23 protein-coding genes are annotated in these 20701 nt (G+C 67.0%); 10 read left to right on the forward strand and 13 right to left on the reverse strand.

Annotated elements, in window-relative coordinates:
- Positions 1-50 precede the first annotated feature (50 nt).
- Both ACYVAN_RS02660 and ACYVAN_RS02665 read right to left on the reverse strand, forming a co-directional pair.
- A complete protein-coding gene (locus tag ACYVAN_RS02660; RefSeq protein WP_460955193.1) occupies positions 51-2888 on the reverse strand; it encodes a bifunctional diguanylate cyclase/phosphodiesterase in 2838 nt (945 codons plus the stop codon).
- A gap of 300 nt (positions 2889-3188) precedes the next feature.
- Entirely contained in the window at positions 3189-4397 is a 1209-nt protein-coding gene (locus tag ACYVAN_RS02665; protein ID WP_460955195.1) for an NAD(P)-dependent malic enzyme, read from the reverse strand.
- Between the two features lie 376 nt (positions 4398-4773).
- On the opposite strand from ACYVAN_RS02665, the gene ACYVAN_RS02670 reads away from it, so the two are divergent.
- A complete protein-coding gene (locus tag ACYVAN_RS02670) occupies positions 4774-5385 on the forward strand; it encodes a dTDP-4-dehydrorhamnose 3,5-epimerase family protein (RefSeq protein WP_460955197.1) in 612 nt (203 codons plus the stop codon).
- Between the two features lie 35 nt (positions 5386-5420).
- Here ACYVAN_RS02670 and ACYVAN_RS02675 read toward each other — a convergent pair whose 3' ends face one another.
- A complete protein-coding gene (locus tag ACYVAN_RS02675) occupies positions 5421-7046 on the reverse strand; it encodes a GMC oxidoreductase (RefSeq protein ID WP_460955199.1) in 1626 nt (541 codons plus the stop codon).
- 93 nt (positions 7047-7139) lie between these two features.
- Entirely contained in the window at positions 7140-7499 is a 360-nt protein-coding gene (locus ACYVAN_RS02680; RefSeq protein WP_460955201.1) for a S26 family signal peptidase, read from the reverse strand.
- A 33-nt stretch (positions 7500-7532) separates the two neighbouring features.
- Between ACYVAN_RS02680 and sodN the strand changes: the two genes are divergently transcribed.
- The 3 genes from sodN to ACYVAN_RS02695 all read left to right on the forward strand — a co-directional run bounded on the left by sodN (position 7533) and on the right by ACYVAN_RS02695 (position 8800).
- Positions 7533-7940 (forward strand): superoxide dismutase, Ni, encoded by a 408-nt coding sequence (gene sodN, locus ACYVAN_RS02685; protein WP_460955203.1) that lies wholly within the window; start codon positions 7533-7535, stop codon positions 7938-7940.
- 198 nt (positions 7941-8138) lie between these two features.
- Positions 8139-8330 (forward strand): hypothetical protein, encoded by a 192-nt coding sequence (locus ACYVAN_RS02690; protein ID WP_460955205.1) that lies wholly within the window; start codon positions 8139-8141, stop codon positions 8328-8330.
- Positions 8331-8404: 74 nt separating this feature from the next.
- Entirely contained in the window at positions 8405-8800 is a 396-nt protein-coding gene (locus ACYVAN_RS02695; RefSeq protein ID WP_460955207.1) for a DUF3224 domain-containing protein, read from the forward strand.
- Between the two features lie 162 nt (positions 8801-8962).
- Here ACYVAN_RS02695 and ACYVAN_RS02700 read toward each other — a convergent pair whose 3' ends face one another.
- The 3 genes from ACYVAN_RS02700 to ACYVAN_RS02710 form a co-directional block, all read right to left on the reverse strand.
- Positions 8963-9547, reverse strand: coding sequence for an O-methyltransferase (locus ACYVAN_RS02700; protein WP_460955209.1), 585 nt, complete (start codon positions 9545-9547; stop codon positions 8963-8965).
- A gap of 83 nt (positions 9548-9630) precedes the next feature.
- Positions 9631-10407: a pyridoxal 5'-phosphate synthase gene (locus ACYVAN_RS02705; protein WP_460955211.1), complete on the reverse strand. Its 777-nt coding sequence runs from the start codon at positions 10405-10407 to the stop codon at positions 9631-9633.
- A gap of 151 nt (positions 10408-10558) precedes the next feature.
- Positions 10559-11443 (reverse strand): lysostaphin resistance A-like protein, encoded by an 885-nt coding sequence (locus tag ACYVAN_RS02710; RefSeq protein WP_460955213.1) that lies wholly within the window; start codon positions 11441-11443, stop codon positions 10559-10561.
- A gap of 105 nt (positions 11444-11548) precedes the next feature.
- Between ACYVAN_RS02710 and ACYVAN_RS02715 the strand changes: the two genes are divergently transcribed.
- The gene (locus ACYVAN_RS02715) at positions 11549-12499 is read left to right on the forward strand and encodes an aldo/keto reductase (protein ID WP_460955215.1); all 951 of its coding nucleotides are present in this window, start codon (positions 11549-11551) and stop codon (positions 12497-12499) included.
- Between the two features lie 124 nt (positions 12500-12623).
- On the opposite strand, the gene ACYVAN_RS02720 is transcribed toward ACYVAN_RS02715, so the two are convergent.
- Positions 12624-13103, reverse strand: coding sequence for a VOC family protein (locus ACYVAN_RS02720; RefSeq protein WP_460955217.1), 480 nt, complete (start codon positions 13101-13103; stop codon positions 12624-12626).
- Positions 13104-13399: 296 nt separating this feature from the next.
- Here ACYVAN_RS02720 and ACYVAN_RS02725 point away from each other — a divergent pair, with 296 nt between their 5' ends.
- Together ACYVAN_RS02725 and ACYVAN_RS02730 are read left to right on the forward strand one after the other, a co-directional pair.
- A complete protein-coding gene (locus ACYVAN_RS02725) occupies positions 13400-14026 on the forward strand; it encodes a DJ-1/PfpI family protein (RefSeq protein ID WP_460955219.1) in 627 nt (208 codons plus the stop codon).
- Positions 14027-14084: 58 nt separating this feature from the next.
- Positions 14085-14564: a GNAT family N-acetyltransferase gene (locus tag ACYVAN_RS02730; protein ID WP_460955221.1), complete on the forward strand. Its 480-nt coding sequence runs from the start codon at positions 14085-14087 to the stop codon at positions 14562-14564.
- Positions 14565-14585: 21 nt separating this feature from the next.
- On the opposite strand, the gene ACYVAN_RS02735 is transcribed toward ACYVAN_RS02730, so the two are convergent.
- Complete coding sequence (locus ACYVAN_RS02735; protein ID WP_460955223.1) at positions 14586-15020, reverse strand: hypothetical protein; 435 nt, start codon at positions 15018-15020, stop codon at positions 14586-14588.
- Positions 15021-15536: 516 nt separating this feature from the next.
- Between ACYVAN_RS02735 and ACYVAN_RS02740 the strand changes: the two genes are divergently transcribed.
- Together ACYVAN_RS02740 and ACYVAN_RS02745 are read left to right on the forward strand one after the other, a co-directional pair.
- Complete coding sequence (locus ACYVAN_RS02740; RefSeq protein WP_460955225.1) at positions 15537-16463, forward strand: diacylglycerol/lipid kinase family protein; 927 nt, start codon at positions 15537-15539, stop codon at positions 16461-16463.
- Positions 16464-16710: 247 nt separating this feature from the next.
- Complete coding sequence (locus ACYVAN_RS02745) at positions 16711-16965, forward strand: WhiB family transcriptional regulator (protein ID WP_460955227.1); 255 nt, start codon at positions 16711-16713, stop codon at positions 16963-16965.
- A 267-nt stretch (positions 16966-17232) separates the two neighbouring features.
- Here the strand turns inward: ACYVAN_RS02745 and ACYVAN_RS02750 are convergent, their stop codons facing one another.
- On the reverse strand, positions 17233-18723 hold the full coding sequence (locus tag ACYVAN_RS02750; RefSeq protein ID WP_460955229.1) for a sensor histidine kinase: 1491 nt from the start codon (positions 18721-18723) through the stop codon (positions 17233-17235).
- Positions 18724-18825: 102 nt separating this feature from the next.
- A complete protein-coding gene (locus tag ACYVAN_RS02755) occupies positions 18826-19041 on the reverse strand; it encodes a biotin/lipoyl-binding carrier protein (protein WP_460955231.1) in 216 nt (71 codons plus the stop codon).
- Positions 19042-19249: 208 nt separating this feature from the next.
- On the opposite strand from ACYVAN_RS02755, the gene ACYVAN_RS02760 reads away from it, so the two are divergent.
- Positions 19250-19324 (forward strand): 50S ribosomal protein bL37, encoded by a 75-nt coding sequence (locus tag ACYVAN_RS02760; RefSeq protein ID WP_460955276.1) that lies wholly within the window; start codon positions 19250-19252, stop codon positions 19322-19324.
- A 112-nt stretch (positions 19325-19436) separates the two neighbouring features.
- Here ACYVAN_RS02760 and rsrA read toward each other — a convergent pair whose 3' ends face one another.
- On the reverse strand, positions 19437-19775 hold the full coding sequence (gene rsrA / locus ACYVAN_RS02765) for a mycothiol system anti-sigma-R factor (RefSeq protein ID WP_460955233.1): 339 nt from the start codon (positions 19773-19775) through the stop codon (positions 19437-19439).
- Positions 19772-20428 carry a sigma-70 family RNA polymerase sigma factor gene (locus ACYVAN_RS02770; RefSeq protein ID WP_460955235.1) on the reverse strand — a complete coding sequence of 219 codons (657 nt, stop codon included), beginning with the start codon at positions 20426-20428 and terminating at the stop codon, positions 19772-19774. The genes rsrA and ACYVAN_RS02770 overlap by 4 nt, the downstream gene beginning before the upstream one ends.
- Positions 20429-20701 lie beyond the last annotated feature (273 nt).

The raw sequence follows: 20701 nt of genomic DNA on the forward strand, positions 1-20701 counted from the left end.
AACCGTTGCCGTCCGAACCGCTGCTCACCGCGAGGTGTGCATGATGCGGCTCAGCTGCTGCGTGGGATGCGCATCGGTCCCCGCTGCACGAGCTGCCGGAAATCGGCGGCGGGGATCGCGCGGGAGAACAACCAGCCTTGGAAGGCACCGACTCCGACTCCGGTGAGCACGTGGAACTGGGTGGCCGTCTCTACGCCCTCGGCCACGCATTCCCGCCCCATCGCGCGGGCCATGTCGACCACCGCCCTGGCGACCGCGAAGTCGGAGGCATCACCACCGACGCCCGAGACGAAGCTGCGGTCGACCTTGATGATCTGCGCGGGCAGATCCTTCAATCGGGCCAGCGAGGAGTAGCCGGTGCCGAAGTCGTCCACGGCGAACCGGACGCCTCGCCCGACCAGTTCCCCCATCGCGTGACGGGTTCGGGAGGGCAGGTCGACCAGTGCCGTCTCCACGAGTTCGAGCACGACCCGGTTCCAGGCGAGGCCGGACTCCGCGACGGTGTCGGCGACGACGTCGACGAAATCGGAACCACCCGGCACGAGCCCTGCGAGGTTGACCGCGACGGCGATCTCCCTGCCGTTGGAGGTCGGCCACTCCGCTGCTTCGCGCAGCGCGGTTCGCAGCACCCATCGGTCCAGTTCGCGCAGCAGGTCACCCTGTTCGGCTACCGGCAGGAACGCGTCCGGGGCCAACAACCCGCGTTCGGGGTGGGGCCACCGCACGAGAGCTTCGGCGCTGATGATGGTGCCGTCACTGTCGACTACCGGCTGGTAGTGCAGTTCCAGACCGTCGTTGTTCAGCGCGTCGCGCAGTTGTCCTTCCAGGTGGAGTTGCCGATCGGCGGATGCCATCAGGGCCGGGCTCGCCAATGACACCTTCCCGGCCCCCCGGCGTTTGGCCTCGAACATGGCCGCGTCGGCGAATCTCAACAGGTCGTCGCCGCCGGAACAGGTGCCGCTGGGGACGGCGGCACCGATCGAGGCCGATACTCGGATGAGTTGGCCGTGCACCGGCACTGCCGTGCGTAACAGGCCCGAGACCCGGGTGGCCAACGAATCGACGCCGCCGACGGAATCGATGTCCGAGCAGATGATCACGAACTCGTCCCCGGAGAGGCGGGCTGCGGTGCTACCTTCCGGAAGGCCGCCTTCGAGGCGCCTGGCGAGGGCCACCAACAACTCGTCGCCCGCGTCGTGACCCAAGGAATCGTTTACCCGCTTGAAGTTGTCGATGTCGCAGAACAGGACGGCCACCTTCGCGGCATCGTTCCCGGCGAGCCTGCGCCCGAGCAACCCCTTGGCCGCCGCCCGGTTCGGAAGTCCGGTGAGATCGTCGTGGGTGGCTTGGTAGCGCAACGCCTCGGCCGCGCGACGGCGTTCGGTGACGTCCTGGAACACCACCAGCCAGAATCGGGTGCCGTCGTCCTGCACCGACAGCGAGATGTGCAGCTCGCAGTACACGGGCTCACCGTCGGAACGGATCAGTATCCGTTGCGGCACCTTCCGACGGCTGCCGTGCGCGGGCAGCTCGCCGGTTCCGGTGTGCAGGCCGGCCGCGCGCTCCTCGGGGTGCGTCATGCCTTGGGCGGTCATGCCCCGGAGCTCTTCGAGGCGGTAGCCGAGCAGGTCGCACAGCGCGTCGTTGGCGTCGACGAGGCGCTCGGTCTGGTCGAACAGGCCGATGCCCACCGGCGTCACGGCCACCAGGTCGGTGAACCGCTGGCTGGAACGTTCCATCCTGGTGACGGCGGCGCGCTGTTCCGTGACGTCCTGGGCCGCTCCGACCAGTTGCGTCCGGCCTTCGGCATCGTCGATGAGCGCGCCGTACACGCGCAGGATGCGCACCTCTCCGTCGGCACGAAGATAGCGGTGTTCGATCTCGACGGACTGCCCTTCGTGGAGCAGGGGGCGCCAGGCCTGCTTCACCCGCTCCCGGTCGTCGGGGTGGACGCGTTCGATGAACGCCTCGTAGGTGTGGGGGGTGTTCTCCGGCAGGTCCATGATCTCCAGCAGCCGGTCGGACAGCCGGATCGCGTTGGTGTCCAGATCCCATTCCCAGATGCCCAGCCGTGCGACGCGTTGCGCGTCGAGGAGCTTGCGCTGCTCGTCGCGCAGTTGTCGTTCGAGCCGGTGGTGTTCGGTGACGTCCTGCACAGTGCCCCGGATGAGTTCCACTCGACCGGCACGGTCGCGGGTGGCCCTCCCCGTGCACAGGAACACCCGGTCGCCGGCGACGTTGCGTACTTCCATCTCGACCAGATGCCCGTCGGGAGCGTCCACCACGTCGTCGTGAAACCGGCGGAGCTGGTCCCGGTCCTCGGGGTGCAGGCCTGCGAACAGGTCCTCGCGGGTGTGGTCGTCAGGGGGTTCCTGGCCAGCGGGGTCATCCGATTGGGCGAAAAGTTCCTCCAGCACCTGACTTCGATGGAACTCACCGGTTTCCAAGTAAAAGGTCCAGCTGCCGACACGTGCGATGCGCTGGGCCTCCACCAGCCCGTTGCGCTCCGCGGCCAAGTGGACGACGTTGACCTCGGACGGGCTCTCGACCAGGTCCTCGACGCTGATCAGGACGGTCACCCGCAGGCGATCGTCCCCCTCGTGCGTCCAGCTGAGCGCGCGGACCGCCACGCCCGACGGCGTGCCGTGCAGGTAGGAGACGGCACCCCGCTGGACGACGAGATCTCCGAGCTTCCGGCCCACCAGCGCCTCGGGAGTGTCCAGACCCGCCAACCGCCCGGCCTGCTCGGTGGCACGCACGACGGTCCCGTCGTGCGTGCTCAGCATGGCCGGGGCGTCCGGGATCGAGACGGACCGGGCTCTCTCCCGCACGCCAGGCGCCTCGAGCAGCCCGGCTGCTTGCCGGTCCCGCTCACTCCGCTCGGTCAACAGCACCCCTCCTGCGTAGTGGCCGTATCAAGCAGGCACACCACCGAAATCGCCGGACCACGTCGCGAGAAGTGATGCGCGACACAGCGAGTTCCGCGATGACGACCTTACCGGTAAGCGGCGTGGCAACCCTGCACGATGGTCGTGAGTTCTTCTCCTCTCGTATGACGTACGACGCACTCGATCGTGACGCCAAGAACGCGAACTGATCGCGTTCTGCTTCAAAGAACACGAACGGGGCCCAGGCACATCGCTGTCACCAGCGAATTCACCTGGGCCCCGATCTTTCGGGCTACAACCTCAAGCAGTGGCGACACCGTCTTCCCTGGCCGCTCTGGCCACCGCTTCGACGACCTCGGGGGCGACCCGGGGATCGAGCGGGCTGGGGACGATGTAGTCGGCGGAGAGCTCGTCGGCCGCGACGGCGGCGATGGCTTCGGCGGCCGCCACCTTCATCCGGTCACTGATCATCCTCGAGCCGGCTTCCAGCGCACCCCGGAAGATCCCCGGGAACGCGAGGACGTTGTTGATCTGGTTCGGGAAGTCGCTGCGGCCGGTCGCGACGACGGCCGCGTGCTTGGCCGCCACCTCCGGATGAATCTCGGGATCGGGGTTCGACAGCGCGAACACGATGGCGTCGTCGGCCATCCGCGCCACCAGCTCCTCCGGAATCTGCCCGGCCGAGACCCCGATCAGCACATCGGCGCCGTCGAGGGCCTCCCCGATGCCGCCGGTCACATCGCGCGGATTCGTGTAGCCGAGCAACTCCTCCTTGATCGGAGTGAGGTTCTCCCGGCCGTCGTGGATGATTCCTCGCGAATCGGTCACGACGATCTCGCCGACACCTGCTGCGTGCAGGATCTTCGCGCAGGCAACGCCGGCCGCACCCGCACCCGAGATGACCACTCGCATCGAGTCCATCGAACGCCCGACGACCTTGGCCGCGTTGCGCAGGGCGGCCAGCGTCACCACCGCCGTGCCGTGCTGGTCGTCGTGCATGACCGGGCAGTCCAACGCTTCGACGAGCCTGCGTTCCAGCTCGAAGCAGCGCGGGGCGGCAACGTCCTCGAGGTTGACGGCGCCGAAGGACGGACGCAGCCGGACCATCGTCTCGACGATCTCGTCGATGTCGGTGGTGTCGAGGACCAGCGGGATCGAGTTCAGCCCGGCGAAGCTCTTGAACAGCGCCGACTTGCCTTCCATCACGGGCAGCGATGCGCGCGGGCCGATGTCCCCGAGGCCGAGCACCGCCGTGCCGTCGCTGACAACGGCCACCAGCTGCTGGGTCCAGGTGTAGCGGTCGGCCAACGTCTGATCGGTCGCGATGGCGCGACTGACCTTCGCCACACCGGGGGTGTAGGCGATCGAGAGGTCGCGGGCGGTCGACAACGGCGCCGACAGGTCCACGGTGAGCTTGCCGCCCTCGTGCGCGGCAAAGATCTCCTCGTTGGTCAACTCGCTGCCAGGTGCGCCGGCAGACGCGGTAATGCGGTCGTTCACGGTGGTCACGGCGTCCCTCCTGTGGCCATGAGGCCTACCAACCGGAAGATCCGGTCTGGGCTTGACGGGCGGTACTGCACCGCCCAGACGCTGCCCACCCCACAACGTGGTACTGCGGGGGCTCGCGTCTCAAACTACCGATTTCGGCCTTCCTTGGTGCGGATGACGAATCGGCGGACGCTTCGGTGAGATCAGTGTGCCAGGTTCGGTCGGAGCGTGTCTGTCGCGGACCTCACAGTCCACCTGGGTTTTTCGCCGAACGGCAAGCGTCCGGGAACTTTCTTGTCCGTGAAATTCGACGGAAAGCCCGGTTCGCGCTCGGGAGTGTCCGCCCCGGAGGTACCCGAGCGACCGAGCTGTACAGCCGAAACCTAGGCTCGCAGGCGTGCAGGTTCGTCGTTTCGAAATCGCCGGCGCCTTCGAGTTCAGCCCGAAAACGTTCCCGGACCACCGAGGATTGTTCGTCGCGCCTTTCCAGGAAGAGAAGTTTGCCGAAGTCGCGGGGCACCCGCTGCGGGTGGCCCAGACCAACCACAGCGTTTCCGCCCGAGACGTCGTGCGCGGGGTGCACTTCGCCGATGTGCCACCCGGCCAGGCGAAGTACGTCTACTGCCCGCAAGGGGCGTTGCTGGACGTCGTGGTCGACGTCCGGGTCGGCTCGCCCACGTTCGGCCGATGGGAAGCCGTCCGGCTGGATTCTTCGGAGTACCGGGCCGTCTACCTCGCCGAGGGATTGGGGCACGCCTTCGTGTCGCTGGCAGACGCCACCGTCATGACCTACCTGTGCTCCACGCCGTACAACCCGGGCGCGGAGCACGGCATCAACCCGCTCGACCCCGAGTTGGGACTGCCCTGGGAGGAACACCTCGGTGGCGCACCGGTCCTCAGCGACAAGGACCGGCACGCCCCGAGCCTGCGGGAGGCCGCTGATTCGGGGCTGCTCCCGGACTACGAACGGTGCCTCGCGCACTACGAGCGGCTCCGTATCGGGACGTGAGCTCCCACCCGGACGTGACCGGCGGATTCCGCCGGTCACGCCTTCCGGATGTCCTCGGCGAGTACTCGTTCGACATTGCGCTCGGCCAGCGCGGTGATCGTGACGAACGGGTTCACCCCGGTGGAGCCGGGCACGAGGGACCCGTCCGTGATGTAGAGGTTCCGGTGCCCCTCGACCCGCCCGTGCAGGTCGGTTGCCTTGCCCAGCACGCAGCCGCCCAGCGGGTGGTAGGTGAACCGGTTCTCGAACGCCCTGGTGTCCCCGAACAGGTCGTACCGGTACACCGTGCCGTTGGCCTCGTTGATCCGGTCGAACAGTGCCTTGGCGGCGTCGATCGACGGCCGGCCCTGCTCCTCTGCCCAGTTGAGCCGCACGCTGTCGCTTCCGGAGTCGTAGGTGAAGTGGCCGCGTTCGGGATTCTTGGTGATCGCCAGGTACAGGCTGGCCCAGGTCTCGATCTCGACGGGGACGGGGGCGATTTCGGCGAACACCGGGTTGACCGGGTCGTCCCAGGCGTCGATGCCCAGCGCGGGCATGCCGGACTGGAGGGTGCCCGTCACGTCCCACATGTGGTTCGCGCGGCCGAGCATCACGTTGCCGTTGGTACCCCAGCCGCGGCCGATCTCGGAGTTGAGGCCGGGCAGGGCGCCGGTTTCCCGCGCGCGGACCAGTAGCTCGCTGGTGCCGACGCTGCCCGCCCCCATGAACAGGTGATCGCAGACGATCTCCTTGGTCGCCCGCACCTCGCCCAGCACGTCGATCTGTTCGACGGTCAGCAGGTAGGTGCCATCGGATTCCTGCTGGATCGAGCGAACCTGGTGGAGGCTTTCGAGCGTCACGTTTCCGGTGCCGATCGCCATCGGCAGGTAGCTCTTGTCGAGGCTGCGCTTGCCGTAGTTGTTGCCGTAGATGACCTCGGAGGCCAATGCCGAGCGCGACACCGCGCCCGCTTCTTCGCGGCGCATGTAGTCGAAGTCGTAGACGCTCGGCACGAATGTGGTCGACAGCCCGGCGCGTTCGGCGTGCTGCCGGGAGAGCCGGGCGAACTGGTAGGTGTCGCAGTTCTCGAACCAGTCCTCGTCGATGCTGTTGACGCCGAGCATCCGGTTGGCCAGCGGAAAGTAGCGGCCGTACATCTCGTTCGAGTCGACGTCCGGCAGGATCTCCTCGAAGTAGTCGCGCTTCGGGGTCACGGCCATACCGCCGTTGACCAGCGAACCACCGCCGACTCCCCTGCCCAGGTAGACGGACATGTCGCCGTGGTGGACGCGGTCGAGCACGCCGGCATAGGGCTCGATGTCCCGGTTGGCGAGGTCGAGCCACAGGAACGAGGCCAGCGGAGCTTCGGTCCGGTTCTTGAACCACATCGAGCGGTGGTCGGGCGAGATCATGTCGCAGAAGATCTTGCCGTCGGCGCCCGCCTGGTCCCAGAGCTGGCCCATCTCCAGGACGGTCGTCCGCACACCGGCTTCACCCAGCCGCAGGGCGGCCACGGCGGCGCCGTAACCGGAACCGATGACCACCGCCGGGGTGTAGCTGCGCTGTTTGGGGCGAGCAGCGGCGGCCGTGCCGGTGGAAACCGACGTCAGGCCGAGCGCGGTGGCGGTTTGCAGGGCCGCGAGCCCGCCGAGGAAACGCCGGCGGGAGAGCGAGGGAGTCATGAGTGGAGATCATGATCGACCGCGTGTTCCACCACCAGACGAACACGAGCACTTTTCACATAAACGTTGTAAACTTGGGTGAACGGGTATTAGTCAACGTATCCAGCCGGGCCGCGGCCACAAGCGCCAGCGGACCACCCCGACGACTTCCGCCGGACCGAGTTCACGCGAATCGGTGGAACCGAGGGCGTTGTCGCCCTCCACGTGCCAACCGGCGCCGTCCGGGCGCACCACCCGCTTGATCGACAATTGCGCAGGTCGGAAAGGCCACCGAACCAGTACCACCGAACCCGGCTCCGGCCGTCCCCGCGTGCCGAACACCACCACGTCCCGATCCCGCAAGGTGGGCACCATCGACGCCCCCCGCACCAGCACGCGCCTGAACGGCCAACGAATCTTCGGGATCACGACCACCTCCGGCAGGACGTCCGAGATCTTCAAGAGTAGGGTCACGCATGTCGGAGCATTCACTGTCAGGGAGGAATGATGGGGCTACTGTCGCGAATCCTCAGCCCACGCCTGGAAGCGACCGCGCACTGCGACCTTCCGTGCGGCGTCTACGACCCGGCGCAGGCCCGGATCGAGGCTGAGTCCGTCAAGGCCATCCAGGAGAAGTACCAGTCCAACGAGGACACCGAGTTCCGCACTCGCGCGATCAACATCGCCGAGCAGCGCTCGGAGCTCGTCAAGCACCACCTGTGGGTGCTGTGGACGGACTACTTCAAGCCGCCGCACTTCGAGAAGTACCCGCAGCTGCACGAACTGGTCAACAAGGCCACCAAGGCTGCCGGTGCGGCCGGCACCAAGGGGTCCATGGACCCGGCCAAGGGCCAGGAGCTGCTGGACTACATCGCCGAGATCGACAAGATCTTCTGGGAGACCAAGAAGGGCTGAGGCCGCGGACTTGGCAAAGACGCTGACCAGCGATTCGCTGGTCAGCGTCTTTTTTTGCCCTGAGTGTTCTCGGACGGTCTGTAGACGGCCTGGCGGCCTGACAACGGCCTGAGATTGGGCCAGGAACGCACACCCGCAGCTGCCACGTGCTTCAGCTTCGGGAGGTCACGTCGTCGCGGTCGTCGATACTCTGCGGTTATGCATGATCTGGTGGACCGTGCCATCGACCACGTGACGTCGTTGGCCACCGGCGAGCCGGTGAAGCCGTCACTGCGACCGGTACACGCCGTCGCGGGCCATGCGTTCCAGGATCGACACCCCGGCCACCGGTTCGGCTCCGCCGAGATGGCGTTCAGCGAGCCCGCAGGCACCCGGAAGCCGATCCGGTAGACCCGTCCGCTGAGAGATCCCTTCTGCGGCATCTACCCCGCTCGATGTCAGAGGTCACGGCTAGCTTCATCGGCATGACTGATCAACAGGCAGGTTGGACGCTCGAGGCTCCTTTCGAGATCATCGAGTGGGACGAGACCGTCTACGAGGAACCGGCCGAGGGACCCAAGCTGACGCGGATCACGATCCGAAAGCGTTACCACGGCGCGATTGAGGGCTCGGGCGTCGTTGAAGTACTCACGGCCCAGGGGGCCGCGGGGGCCGGTTACGTCGCCTCCGAACGAGTCGAAGGCACGCTCGACGGTCGACAGGGCACCTTCGTCATCCAGCACGGCGGCCTGGCCGAGGGAACCGACCAGAGCAGCTACGGGAACATTGTCCCGGCTTCCGGAACCGGAGGGCTCGCGGGCATCTCGGGCCATGCCAAGGAAGTTCAGCAGGAGGTCCTCACCCTCGTCTATACGCTGTAGAGACGCACAGCCGGACTCGGCCTTGTACTGGCAGCCCTCATTTCGCTCAGGGATCCCTCGCGGACGTACACAGGGGGTCCTATGCGTGACGCCGTGCCGCCTTATCTCTTTTTTGGACGGCTCGGCCGCGACGTGCTGCGAGGTTCGGGCGCTCGTGCCCGGTCACGTGTCTTTCAGGATCACCAGTTCGCCGTTGCCGATCGGGACCAGGGAGCTCACGTAGCCATCAGAGCTGGCGACCAATTCGGTGAAGTATTCCATCTGGTGGGCATGGGAGCAGGCGTTGTCGACCACGAGAAGGCAGCCGTCCGCGAGGATCCGCTGCAGCGAGCTCCACCAGTCGACGTACTGTCCACGGTCACTGTCCAAGAAGACGAAGTCGTACTCGCCCGCACTACGCGACGCGAGGAACCGGCTCGCCTCGTCCTCGATCTGCTGAATGCGGGCTTGGAATCCGGCGCGCTGAAAGTTCTCCTCGGCCATCGCGACCTTGTGCGGTTCCTGTTCGATCGTCGTGACCGAGCCTTCCTCCCCCACGGAATCGGCAAGCCACAACGTCGAGTAACCGTTCGACGTCCCGACCTCCAGCACGTTCTCGCACTTGCTCGCTTTGACGAGCAACGCGAGGAACGCTCCCGTGTCCGGCGAAATGTTCAGCATTTTCCGGTTACGGTCGTCCGTGGCCGCGTCGTTGATTTCGCGGAAACTTTCCAATTCGCGCAGCAGTGCGATCAAGCCTGGTTCCATGTTGCTTCCTCCTCGCTTCATGGCACCTCACCGGTAGGCCCGATCGCCCCCGGGCTACGAGGGCGCCGTCCGCGAGCACGGCGCTACGGCTGCAGGCGCGTCGGAACCCATTCGCCGCCGTCATCGCGACCGTAGTGCAGCCTGCGGTGCAGGCGATCCGGGCTCCCGTGCCAGAACTCGACGCATTCGGGTATGAGCCGGTATCCGCCCCAGCCCACCGGACGGTTGAGCCGCGCGGCGTCCGCCGCCAACTCCGCCGCAGTGCTGCGCAACGCCGCTTCGTCGTCGAGCGGCCGGCCCTGCCGGGAGGCCGCGCTCGCGGCCCGAGCTCCGACCGGCCGGTCCACGAACAACGAATCCGACTCCACTTCGGACACTCGCTCGACCGTTCCGGTGAGGTTGGTCTGCTGCAACAGTTCTCGCCAGTAGAACGTGGCCGATGCCCAACCTGTCTCGGCCATCTCGCGACCCTTGCGGCTGTCGTGGTGGCCCGCGAAGACCAGCCCGTGATCGACGTGCTTGACCAGCACGGTCCGGCTGGAGGGACGGCCGTTTCGGTCGGCGGTGGCCAGCGTGACCGCGGCCGGTTCGCGGACACCGCGTTCCCGCGCGGTGTCGAGCCACGATCGCAGCAGAGCGATCGGGTCGCCGGGCGGGGCATCGAACTCCGACAGGTGCAGGCTCGCATCACCGCTCAAGGTCTCGGCCATCGTCCGCTCGTCCCGCTGGGCATCCAGCACCGCACACACCGACTTCCCGCGCTTCGTCCATCGTTCCGGCCGCGATTCAACCGGATCCGCGACCGGCGCAGCCACCGATTTGGTCAGGCCGATCCGGAGGACCACCGATCGGATCAGCATCCGGCGAGTCGCAGTCCGAGTTCGCGAACCGCCGGGTGATCTCCGCGCAGTCGTCCAGGGTGAACTCCCCTCCGAGGGCCGCGACCGCGGCGATGTGCTGGAGCACCAGCTCCGCCGATTCCGAACCGAACCTCGCAACGGGGTTCGACGGTCACGAACGCCGCTCTTCCCCGGAGGCGGGCGCGCCGCGCATCGGCACGAGGTGACCGCGCCGGTGGGCGAGGACGAGCATCGGGATCGCGAGCAGCACGCTCACCGCGACGGGCACGATCGACGCTTCCAGGCCGAAGGCTCCGCCGGTCAGCAGTTCCGGGCCGGTCATGTCGGTGGTCAGCAGCCCAGGGGTCACGTGGCCGGAGACCGGGATGCCGAGCAGCCCTTCGGTGGTGTTCCAGGCAAAGTGGAGTCCGACGACGAACCAGATGCTGCGCCGCCAGAGGAACGCGGCACCGAGGAGGACGCCCGCTTCGATGGCGATCGCCACCGAACTCCACACCGTGGCTTCCGGGTTGGCCAGGTGCAGACCGCCGAACAGCAGTGCCGTGATCACCAGGGCCACCCAACTGCCGCCCAGCCGCTCCACGGCTTGCAGCGCGAGACCGCGGAAGACAAGTTCCTCGGTGACCGCGGCGCCTACCGATACGGCGACCACGGGCACCACGACCGGCAGGAGACCACCGCCCGTCCAGGTGAACGCATAGCCGCCGACGGCCGCGATCAGCAACGCGGAGACGAGCACGAGCCCCAGACCGATCCCGCTGCCGAGCAGCACCTCCCGCCAGGCCCGTCGTCCGGCGATCTCCGGCGTGCTCCGTCGCGCGACGAGACGCATGAGCGCCCAGTAGACGGCTACCGCCGCGACCGCACGCGCCACCGGAAGAATGGCGGCGCTCCCGGTGCCCGGCACTCCACCCGCGGTCAGAGCTGACACCGCGCCGATGCCGAAGGTGCCGAGCAGCATCCAGACGAGTGGAAATCGAACGAACCTGCCGACGCGGCCGCCACCCGAGCCCGCGTGCTGCGGTGTCGTGCTCATGGTGACCTCCGTTGGCGTCGGTCGCCAAGCAACGCTCCGGACACACGGCCAGCACGTACGCCGTAGCCTTGATCTCGAGCCAACGTGAGCTTCTAGTCTGGGCAGATGCGCTATTCGACCTTCGGAAACACTGGTCTGCGCGTGTCCGAGTTCGCCCTCGGAACGATGCGACTTCCACATGATCAGGGCAAAGCGACGCCCGAGAGTACCGCCATCTTCGAAGCATTCGCAGAGTCCGGCGGCAACTTTCTCGACACCGCAGATGCGTACGGTGCTGCCGAGCAGCTCACGCGAACCCTGGTCAACACCGATCGGGAGAGCTTCGTCATCGGGTCGAAGTACACCCTGGAACGGCGCGACGGTGACGTCAATTCGGCTGGAAGCCACCGCAAGAACATGGTCGGAGCACTCGAGTCGTCGTTGCGTCGGCTGGGGACCGATTACCTTGACATCTACTGGGTCCACGCGCGCGACGTGCTCACCCCGGTCGAGGAGACGATGCGGGCGCTGGACGACCAAGTCCGGGCGGGGAAGGTTCTCTACGTCGGCGTTTCGGACTGGCCGGCCTGGGAGGTCGCCCAGGCGAACACCCTTGCCTCGCTCCGCGGGTGGACGCCTTTCCAAGGAATCCAGATCGAGTACTCGCTCGCTCAACGCACGGGCGAACGCGAGCTGGTACCGATGGCCCACGGATTGGGGCTGACCGTAACCGCGTGGTCGCCCTTGGGCGGTGGCCAACTGGCGCGTGGTGAGAATGCGGTCAGCGCAGCGGTGGAGGAGGTTGCCACGGCACTCGGAGCCGCCCCCGGCCAGGTGGCTCTGGCGTGGCTGCGTACTCGGCAGACGCCGGTGATCCCGCTGCTCGGTGCGAGTCGAGAGGCTCAAATGCGACAGAACCTCGGCGCCCTGGACGTCGAACTCAGTGATGACCAGCTCATGACTCTCGAACGAGCGAGCGAGGTGGAACTAGGTTTTCCCGGAGATTTTCTCGGCTCAGCCGGGGTTCGCGACGTGATCTACGGCAGCCGTCGATCGTCGATCGCCTACGGCATGTGACCGAGCGCGGACCGAACCCCTCGGTTCAGATCATTCGCAAACGGGGTCGGCTCGCAAACGGGGTCGGCCCGCAGACAGGCAGGGACCCGCCCGCGAGCCGCCCGAGTCGCGACGGCGCACTCGCTTAGCCGCCCGCGTGGGCCCGCTCCAGACCGGCGATGTCCAGCTTGACCATCGTGAGCATCGATTCGGTGGTCCGCTTGGCCTTCTCCGGATCCGGATCGTTGATCAGCTCGAGCAACCGGTCCGGCACGATCTGCCAGGACACCCCGAACTTGTCCTTGAGCCAGCCGCACTGCACTTCCCGGCCGCCCTCGCCCAGCGCGTTCCAGTAGTAGTCCACCTCGTCCTGGTCGCCGCAGTGGACCTGGAACGAAACGGCCTCGTTGAACTTGAACTCCGGCCCGCCGTTCAACCCGATGAACTTCTGGCCCCGAAGTTCGAACTCGACGGTCACGATCGAACCGGGTTCTCCGGGGCCCGCTTCGCCGTACCGGGTGATCCTTCCGAACTCGGCATCGTCGAAGATGCCGACGTAGTGGTTCGCCGCCTCCTCTGCCTGCCCGTCGAACCACAGGCACGTGGTCAGTCCGTCGGTGCTCATCATCCGCCTCCTCGCGGCTCACGCGTCGTTCCACAGGTATCGACCGGACTCGGCCGGAGAACTCATCGTGAACAGTGGTGGCGCGTTCCGCTCGGCGACCGGCCCCTCGCTCGGCCCCGCTCCTCACGCCGAGGTCTGCTGGGCCGGACTGCGCGCGGTCGTTCGTGCTGTGGGTAACGCGGCGTTGATGCGGCGTCGGGCCGAAAAGCATGCTTGCTGAACAGCATCGAGCGGAACGGATTGCTCGTCGTGGAGTACCGCGAACGATCAACAGCACCAGCCGAGGAGAACATCACGTGGACATCGCCTTCGTGCTCTACGACCGGATGACCGCACTGGACGTGATCGGGCCCTACGAGGTGCTCGCCAACGCCCCGTCGGTGACGGCGCACTTCGTCGCGGCGCGGCGCGGTGCCGTTCGATGCGACGCCGGGTTGCCGCTGCACGCCACCGCCGCGTTCGAGGAGCTGACGAACCCGGACGTCATCGTGGTGCCCGGAAGCTCATTCTGGCGCGATGCCCTGGCGGACGACGAACTGGTCGACTGGCTGGCCAAGGCCCATCCCGCGGCCGCGTGGACCGCCTCCGTCTGCTCCGGTTCCACCCTGCTGGCCAAAGCGGGCATCCTCACCGGTCGCGGCGCCACCACGCACTGGGCCGTGCGGGGCACTCTCATGGGGCTCGGCGCCGACGTCCTGGACGAGCGCGTGGTCGTCGACGGCGACGTGATCACCGGTGCGGGGGTGACCGCCGGGCTCGACATGGCACTCACGCTCACATCGATCCTTTGGGGCGACAAGGTGGCCAGGACCATCCAGCTCGCCATCGAGTACGCGCCGCAGCCGCCCTTCGACACGGGCACGCCCGAACGGGCACCGGCCGAGATCGTCACCGGCGTGCGGAACTGGGTCGTCGGCACCTGACACGAGCCGAAATCGGCCGTGGCAGGATGCCGACCAGCAGGCCCGAGGTGGAGGAAACATGTCCGACCAGCGAATTCGCCGAGTAGCGGAAGCCGATGTCCCCGCGGTCGTGGAGCTAGTGCACGCACTGGCCGACTACGAGAAGGCGCCGGAGGAATGCGTCCTGACGGCCGACCAGCTGCGGCGCACGTTGTTCGGCCCCTCGCCTGCGCTGTTCGGACACGTCGCGGAGACCGGCGGCGAGATCGCCGGGTTCGCGCTGTGGTTCCTGAACTTCTCCACCTGGAAGGGCACCCACGGGATCTACCTGGAAGACCTGTTCGTCCGCCCCGAGCACCGCGGATCCGGTCTCGGCAAGGCCCTGTTGCGGACGCTCGCCGAGGAGTGCGTCTCGCGCGGTTACTCGCGCTTCGAGTGGTGGGTGCTGGACTGGAACGAACCGTCGATCGACTTCTACAAGTCGGTGGGCGCGGTACCGATGGACGAGTGGACCGTGTTCCGGCTCAGCGGTGACGCACTGCGCGAATTCGGTTCCTGAACGTTCACCGCTCCTGAACGTTCACCGCGAATCGGAGTCGGCGTCCGGTGCGGCTCCGGCGTGGAACGACCACTCACGACCTTCCCGGTTGAACAGGAACCACAACACGGCCACCGCCGGGGCGGCGATCAGCAAGCCGATCAGCGGTCGTCCGGAGGGTCCGAGTGCGTACCAGGCGGCGCCGAGCAGCAGCAGCTGCATCAGCATCGACGGGGTTCGCGCCCAGTGCTTTCCCCGGAGCAGGCCGACGCCCGCAGCGAGCACGCAGGCGGACAGAAAGGCGTAGTACGCGGCTTCCCCGTAGGTGGAGCCCCGGTCCAGCGTGCCGACACCCCCCAGCTCCACCGACGCGCCGCGGATCAGCAGGGCCACGACGAACACGAGCCCGACGGCGGCCTGCGCGGTGGTCAGCGCGCCGGCGATGCGCACGGTGCGCGGAGTGACTTCGGTGGACACGGCAGCATCGCCCTTCGGAAGACTGCTTCGGTAACTCTGCGTATGCACATTTGATGGTAATACCGCCCGAACGCCGCATGACGGCCGCCGGTTCCGCGCGTCATGATCCACACGTGGCGAAGGCGACTGATCCGAACGCGGCAACGCGCGGCGTACCGCCGGCCGCTTTCGCCCCCGCACGGCGCGCCGACTGCGGTACGGGTGTGTTCCGGGGTTGCACACCTGCACCGGCCGAACGCCGGACGCGGGATTCGGGAGAACAGGCCCGCGCGATGCGGGCCGAGTGGAGGACCGTGCAGCGGTCGACGAGGCGGATGCCCCTTCGGGAGGAACCACTTCGCGTGTTCCGGCAGGCATCGCACGCCGCGTCCCGCACATCCGGGCGCGTTCACGCCATCGCGCCGACTCCGCGCGACCCGCACGGCGTCGAGAGGAGAGCCACACTCGCGAGCTGAACCACAATCGAAGGGCCCCTCTGCCCGATCGGGTCAGGAGCATCTGGCTTAGGCTTCGGGTGTGCGCGCCGTGCTTGTCGTCAATCCGCAGGCGACGTCCACCACTCCTGCCGGGCGGGATGTGCTGACCCATGCGCTGGCCAGCGAGCTGAAGCTGGACGTGGTCGAAACGCGTTACCGTGGGCACGCCGCCGACGCCGCTCGTGCGGCCACCGAAGAGGGCATGGACCTCGTGATCGCCCATGGCGGCGACGGCACGGTCAACGAAGTGGTCAACGGCATGCTGTCGGCCGCATCCGCCGACACCCGGACCGCACCCACGCTGGGCGTGGTGCCGGGCGGGTCGGCCAACGTGTTCGCGCGGGCGCTCGGGTTGCCCAGGGACCCGGTGGAAGCGACCCATCGACTGTTGCGCGCGGTGGAGTCCGGCAGCGGACGCCGGGTGGGGCTGGGCAAGGCCGATGATCGCTGGTTCACCTTCAACGCGGGTGTCGGCTGGGACGCCGACGTGGTGGCCGAGGTCGAGCGATTGCGCGCCGACGGACGTGACGTCACCCCCAATTTGTATGCTCGCACGGCCCTGGCCTGCTACTTTCGAATATTGAGACGCCAGGCCCTCATCACGGTGCAAGCCGACGACGAGGAGCCCGTGGAGGGCGTGCACACGGCTTTCATCTCGAACACCGACCCGTGGACCTACCTCGGTTCCCGGCCGATTCGGATGAATCCCGACACCACGTTCGACACGGGGCTGGGCGTCTTTTCTCTGCGCACCATGCATCCTCACGTTGTGTTACCACATGTAGGCAGCCTGCTGCGCGGTAGAGCGAAACCACACGGAAGAAAGTCATTTCGGCGTGCGGATGTGGGTCATCTACACGTAGCCTGTCGGGAGCCGTTGCGCCTGCAGGTTGACGGCGATAACTTGGGCGAGCGCTCGATGATCGAATTCACTTCGGTGCCCGAGGCCCTACGAGTCGCCGTATAACCTTCTGGCAACGGATCAGTTCCATAGCCGGTCAGCGACCCCCGTCTGTGCCCGGCGCGCAAGTAAAACCCCCAGGTCAAGAGCTTTCGATCTTTCAGGTGAGTTGACTCACGAGACTTGATCGAACCCTTGACATCGCGGCAGTTCGTGAAAGTATTCACAAGCACACGGACTCCGTGAAAGCATTCACAAACCCCGAACGAAACTATCGGCACGCGTGGGCGTGCCTAGCGAGGAGCACGGAACAATGGACTGGCGCCACGATGCGGTTTGCCGTGACGAGGACCCGGAGCTGTTCTTCCCCGTCGGGAACAGCGGTCCTGCACTGCTGCAGATCGCCGAGGCGAAAGCCGTATGCCACCGCTGCCCGGTTGCATCGCAGTGCCTGGCGTGGGCACTCGAAAGCGGCCAGGACGCCGGTGTCTGGGGCGGCATGAGCGAGGACGAGCGGCGCGCGCTCAAGCGGCGCAGCTCTCGTACCCGGGCCCGCACCGAGGTCTGATTTCGCTCGCCATTGCTGAAAGCGTAGAGGGTCGACGTGGCGCGCTCGGTCGGCCCCCTCGTTTCAGCCCCCGGTAGATGAGCACCACGGCAATCGCAGATAACTCCAAACCCGACGAGAACCGGTCGACCGCGTCGATGTCGGTAGCGCGAGTCGAACCCCGCGACGCGTGAAGCGCTCACCGTCAGGTCGGCCACGTGCACACCCTCCACCCCCGTATGGAATGGAGTGCACACTCACCATCGACGCAGCATTGCGGAGATCTCCTCAGCGCCGGTACTTCAACGGCACCCGCAAGACCGCCTCGGTCCCGCGCTGAGTACGCCCCCGCAAGCTCAACGAGCCCCGTAGCTCGGATTCCACGAGGGTTCGCACAATCTGCAGGCCGAGGCGTTCGGCGCGCTCGAGGGAAAAGCCCTTCGGGAGGCCACGACCGTCATCCGAGATGACGACGTCGAGCCAACGCGCCGAACGCTCTGCCTGCACCACCACTTCACCGCCCTGGCCCTCCGGGAACGCGTGCTCGAAAGCGTTCTGCACCAACTCGGTGAGCACCATGACCAGTGGCGTGGCCAACTCGGCGGAGACGACACCGAACCGGCCGTCCCGCCGCACCTTCACCCCGGTCTCGGCCGCGGCGACATCGCTCATCATCGGGATGACCCGGTCGACCACGTCGTCCAGATCGACCCGCTCGTCCACCGACATCGACAAGGTCTCGTGCACCAGGGCGATCGACGTCACTCGGCGCACCGACTCGTCCAGCGCGCCCCGCGCCTCGGAGTTGCCGGTCCTGCGCGACTGCAGTCGCAGTAGAGCGGCCACCGTCTGCAGGTTGTTCTTCACCCGGTGGTGGATCTCCCGGATCGTCGCATCCTTCGACATCAACGCCCGGTCGCGACGTTTGACCTCGGTCACGTCCCGCACCAGGACGAGCGCCCCGGCCGGCTGTCCGCGAGGCTGCAGCGGCAACGCGCGGAACAGCACCGTCGCGCCGCGCGCCTCGGCCTCCATGCGCATGCTCGGCTCACCCGTCAACGCCCGCCGGATCCGTGCTGAAACCTCGTCGGCATCGAACGGGTCGGACATCAGCGAGCGGGTCAGCGGAGCGAGCTCCACGCCCACGAGATCCGCCGCGTGGCCCATCCGGTGATAGGCGGACAGACCGTTCGGGCTGGCGAACACGACGGTGCCGGAACTGTCCACCCGCACGAGGCCGTCCCCCACGCGAGGACTGGTGTGCACGTCCGGCGCCGGTTCGGGAGTGGGAAAGGTTCCATCGGCGACCATCTGGCACAGGTCGGCGGCACTGCCGAGGTAGGAGATCTCCAGTGGGCTGGGCACCCGCGGGACCGCCAGGTTCGTGTCCCGGCTCAGCACCGCGACGATTTCCTGGTCCAGCTTGACCGGGATCGTCTCCCGCCGGACAGGTACGCCCAGGTGCCACCGGGGATCTTCCTCCCGGCAGATGCGCTGGTCCAGCGCGGCCCTGCGCAGCTGCGGATGGTCGGACGGGGTCATCTCGGTGCCCACCACGTCCTCGGGATGGGCGGTCGGCGCGGTGGTCGGCCTGACCTGCCCGACGCACATGAACCGCTCCTCCGGAGCATCGGGCGGCCCCACCGGGACCCACAGCAGGAAGTCCGCGAAAGACAGGTCCGAGAGCAGCTGCCACTCGGCGACCACGAGCTGGAGGTGGTCGGCCGCAGCGCCGGACAAACCGGTGTGCTCGGCGAGAAGATCACTGAGCGTGGACACGGCGTACCTTTCCGATCGAGGACGCGGCCGGCGACACCGGGCGCGCGAACCAGCTTGCGGGGGAACGGTTGAGCGGCCCGTGGGGCGGGCCGCAACCGTGAATCACTCGACGACCGCGAGCAGGTCGCCTTCCTGCACGACATCGCCCGCGCGGACCGCGAGCTTGCTGATGGTGCCGTCGACCTCGGTGAGCACCGGAATCTCCATCTTCATCGACTCCAGCACGAACAACGAGTCGCCGTCGCGGACCGCGTCCCCTTCGGTGACCGACACGGTCATCACGTTGGCCACCATCTCGGCGCGGATTTCCTCGGTCATGTCATCCCTCCTCGGCAGGGGCCGGTGAGCCCCGCACAAGCAAACCACGACCCGGGCCACCCATCAGCAGCAGGTTCGGCGCATGTCAAACTGTGTGATACAGCCCCGCCCGGCCGGGCTCCGACTCGATCGGCGCGATTTCGGCGTGATGCCCACGGCGCACGGGCTGGCCAACAGTGCCGACTCGAACAGTGAGGGAGGGGCCGAGATGGCAAAGCGGGCCCGCAAGAAGAAGGACCGGAAGAAGAACAACGCCAACCACGGCAAGCGTCCGAACTGCTGAATTCGGCACTCGGCCGAGAACGCAGAAGGGCCCCGAACCAACCCGGTTCGGGGCCCTTCTTGCACGTGCGGCCGTGCTGTTGCCTATGGTGCTGCGGCGGTGCGCGCGGTGGTCAGTCCGCTTGCTGGGTCCGCTTGGCGCGGACCTCCACGGAAGGCCCCTCCGGCCCGTGCTCGACGGTCACGTCCGCTTGGCGCAGCACGGTGTCCCGGATCGACGTACGAAGCCGCTCTCGCAGTTCGTGCGGCGCGTGCTCGCCGCCGCACTTGCGGTGGAGCAGGGCTTTCAGGTGCTCCTCTATGCCGTAGTGCTCAAGGCAGCTTCCGCAGTCGTCGAGATGCTGTTGCAACATGGTGCGCCGCTCTTGGTCGCACTCGTTGTCCAGAAACAGCCACACCTCGGCGAGCACGTCGTGACAAGGGGTTTCCTCGGGGCCGCCGTCACAGCTCATGAAGTGCTCACCTCCCGTTTCTCCGCCTTGAGGAAGCCTCGATCACGGGCGACGTCAGTGAGCATCTCGCGCAGCTGCCTGCGGCCACGGTGCAACCGAGACATCACGGTGCCGATCGGCGTTCCCATGATCTCTGCGATTTCCTTGTACGCGAAGCCTTCCACATCGGCAAGGTAGACGACCATGCGGAACTCTTCGCCCAGCTGCTGCAGCGCGTTCTTCACGTCGCTGTCCGGCAGCCGGTCGAGTGCCTCCACCTCGGCCGATCGCAGCCCGCCGGAGGTGTGGTTCTCCGCTTGCGCGAGCTGCCAGTCGGCGATTTGGTCCGTGGGCTGCTGCTGAGGCTGTCGCTGCCGCTTCCGGTAGCCGTTGATGTAGGTGTTCGTCAGAATGCGATACAGCCACGCCTTCAGGTTTGTGCCCTGGGTAAACGACTTGAACGCCGAATACGCCTTGAGGTACGTCTCCTGCACGAGGTCTTCGGCATCCGGCGCATTGCGGGTCATTCGCAGCGCAGCGCCGTAGAGCTGGTCCAGCAGCGGCATGGCGTCGCGCTCGAAGCGCGCCGCACGCTGCTCCTCGGTCTCCTCTGGCGGCGCGTCGTCCGCTGGAGACTCGACTGTGGCGTCGGGCCGCTCGGGGGTGCCAACCACCGGGCTCCTTTCCCGCCGCCAGGAAGAGGTGACAGCTGGCGACGAACCCATGCCGTCCTGCGCATGGACTGATTTCGAGGATACGCGGCTCCGCGTCCGTTTTCCTGCGGACGAGGGCTGCGTCGAACTCTCGGACCGTTCGAGTACGCAAGTGTTCGTCTGCTCTATCGACACATTCGCACCAACGTCGTGCCTGGAATGGATATTCCCGCCCGTCGGCGGTGCGGGCCGGGTCACTCGGCGCGCTGGGCGGGAGCGGTTAAAGTCACACAA

It is taken from the genome of Parasphingorhabdus pacifica (genome assembly GCF_054779195.1).

Bases quoted from the DNA above. Each gene is read 5' to 3' on its own strand.
- ACYVAN_RS02675 (WP_460955199.1), bottom strand. From the start codon at position 7,046: ATGACTCCCTCGCTCTCCCGCCGGCGTTTCCTCGGCGGGCTCGCGGCC.
- sodN (WP_460955203.1), top strand. From the start codon at position 7,533: ATGGGGCTACTGTCGCGAATCCTCAGCCCACGCCTGGAAGCGACCGCG.
- ACYVAN_RS02690 (WP_460955205.1), top strand. From the start codon at position 8,139: ATGCATGATCTGGTGGACCGTGCCATCGACCACGTGACGTCGTTGGCC.
- ACYVAN_RS02695 (WP_460955207.1), top strand. From the start codon at position 8,405: ATGACTGATCAACAGGCAGGTTGGACGCTCGAGGCTCCTTTCGAGATC.
- ACYVAN_RS02700 (WP_460955209.1), bottom strand. From the start codon at position 9,547: ATGGAACCAGGCTTGATCGCACTGCTGCGCGAATTGGAAAGTTTCCGC.
- ACYVAN_RS02705 (WP_460955211.1), bottom strand. From the start codon at position 10,407: ATGCTGATCCGATCGGTGGTCCTCCGGATCGGCCTGACCAAATCGGTG.
- ACYVAN_RS02710 (WP_460955213.1), bottom strand. From the start codon at position 11,443: ATGAGCACGACACCGCAGCACGCGGGCTCGGGTGGCGGCCGCGTCGGC.
- ACYVAN_RS02715 (WP_460955215.1), top strand. From the start codon at position 11,549: ATGCGCTATTCGACCTTCGGAAACACTGGTCTGCGCGTGTCCGAGTTC.
- ACYVAN_RS02720 (WP_460955217.1), bottom strand. From the start codon at position 13,103: ATGAGCACCGACGGACTGACCACGTGCCTGTGGTTCGACGGGCAGGCA.
- ACYVAN_RS02730 (WP_460955221.1), top strand. From the start codon at position 14,085: ATGTCCGACCAGCGAATTCGCCGAGTAGCGGAAGCCGATGTCCCCGCG.
- ACYVAN_RS02745 (WP_460955227.1), top strand. From the start codon at position 16,711: ATGGACTGGCGCCACGATGCGGTTTGCCGTGACGAGGACCCGGAGCTG.
- ACYVAN_RS02755 (WP_460955231.1), bottom strand. From the start codon at position 19,041: ATGACCGAGGAAATCCGCGCCGAGATGGTGGCCAACGTGATGACCGTG.
- rsrA (WP_460955233.1), bottom strand. From the start codon at position 19,775: ATGAGCTGTGACGGCGGCCCCGAGGAAACCCCTTGTCACGACGTGCTC.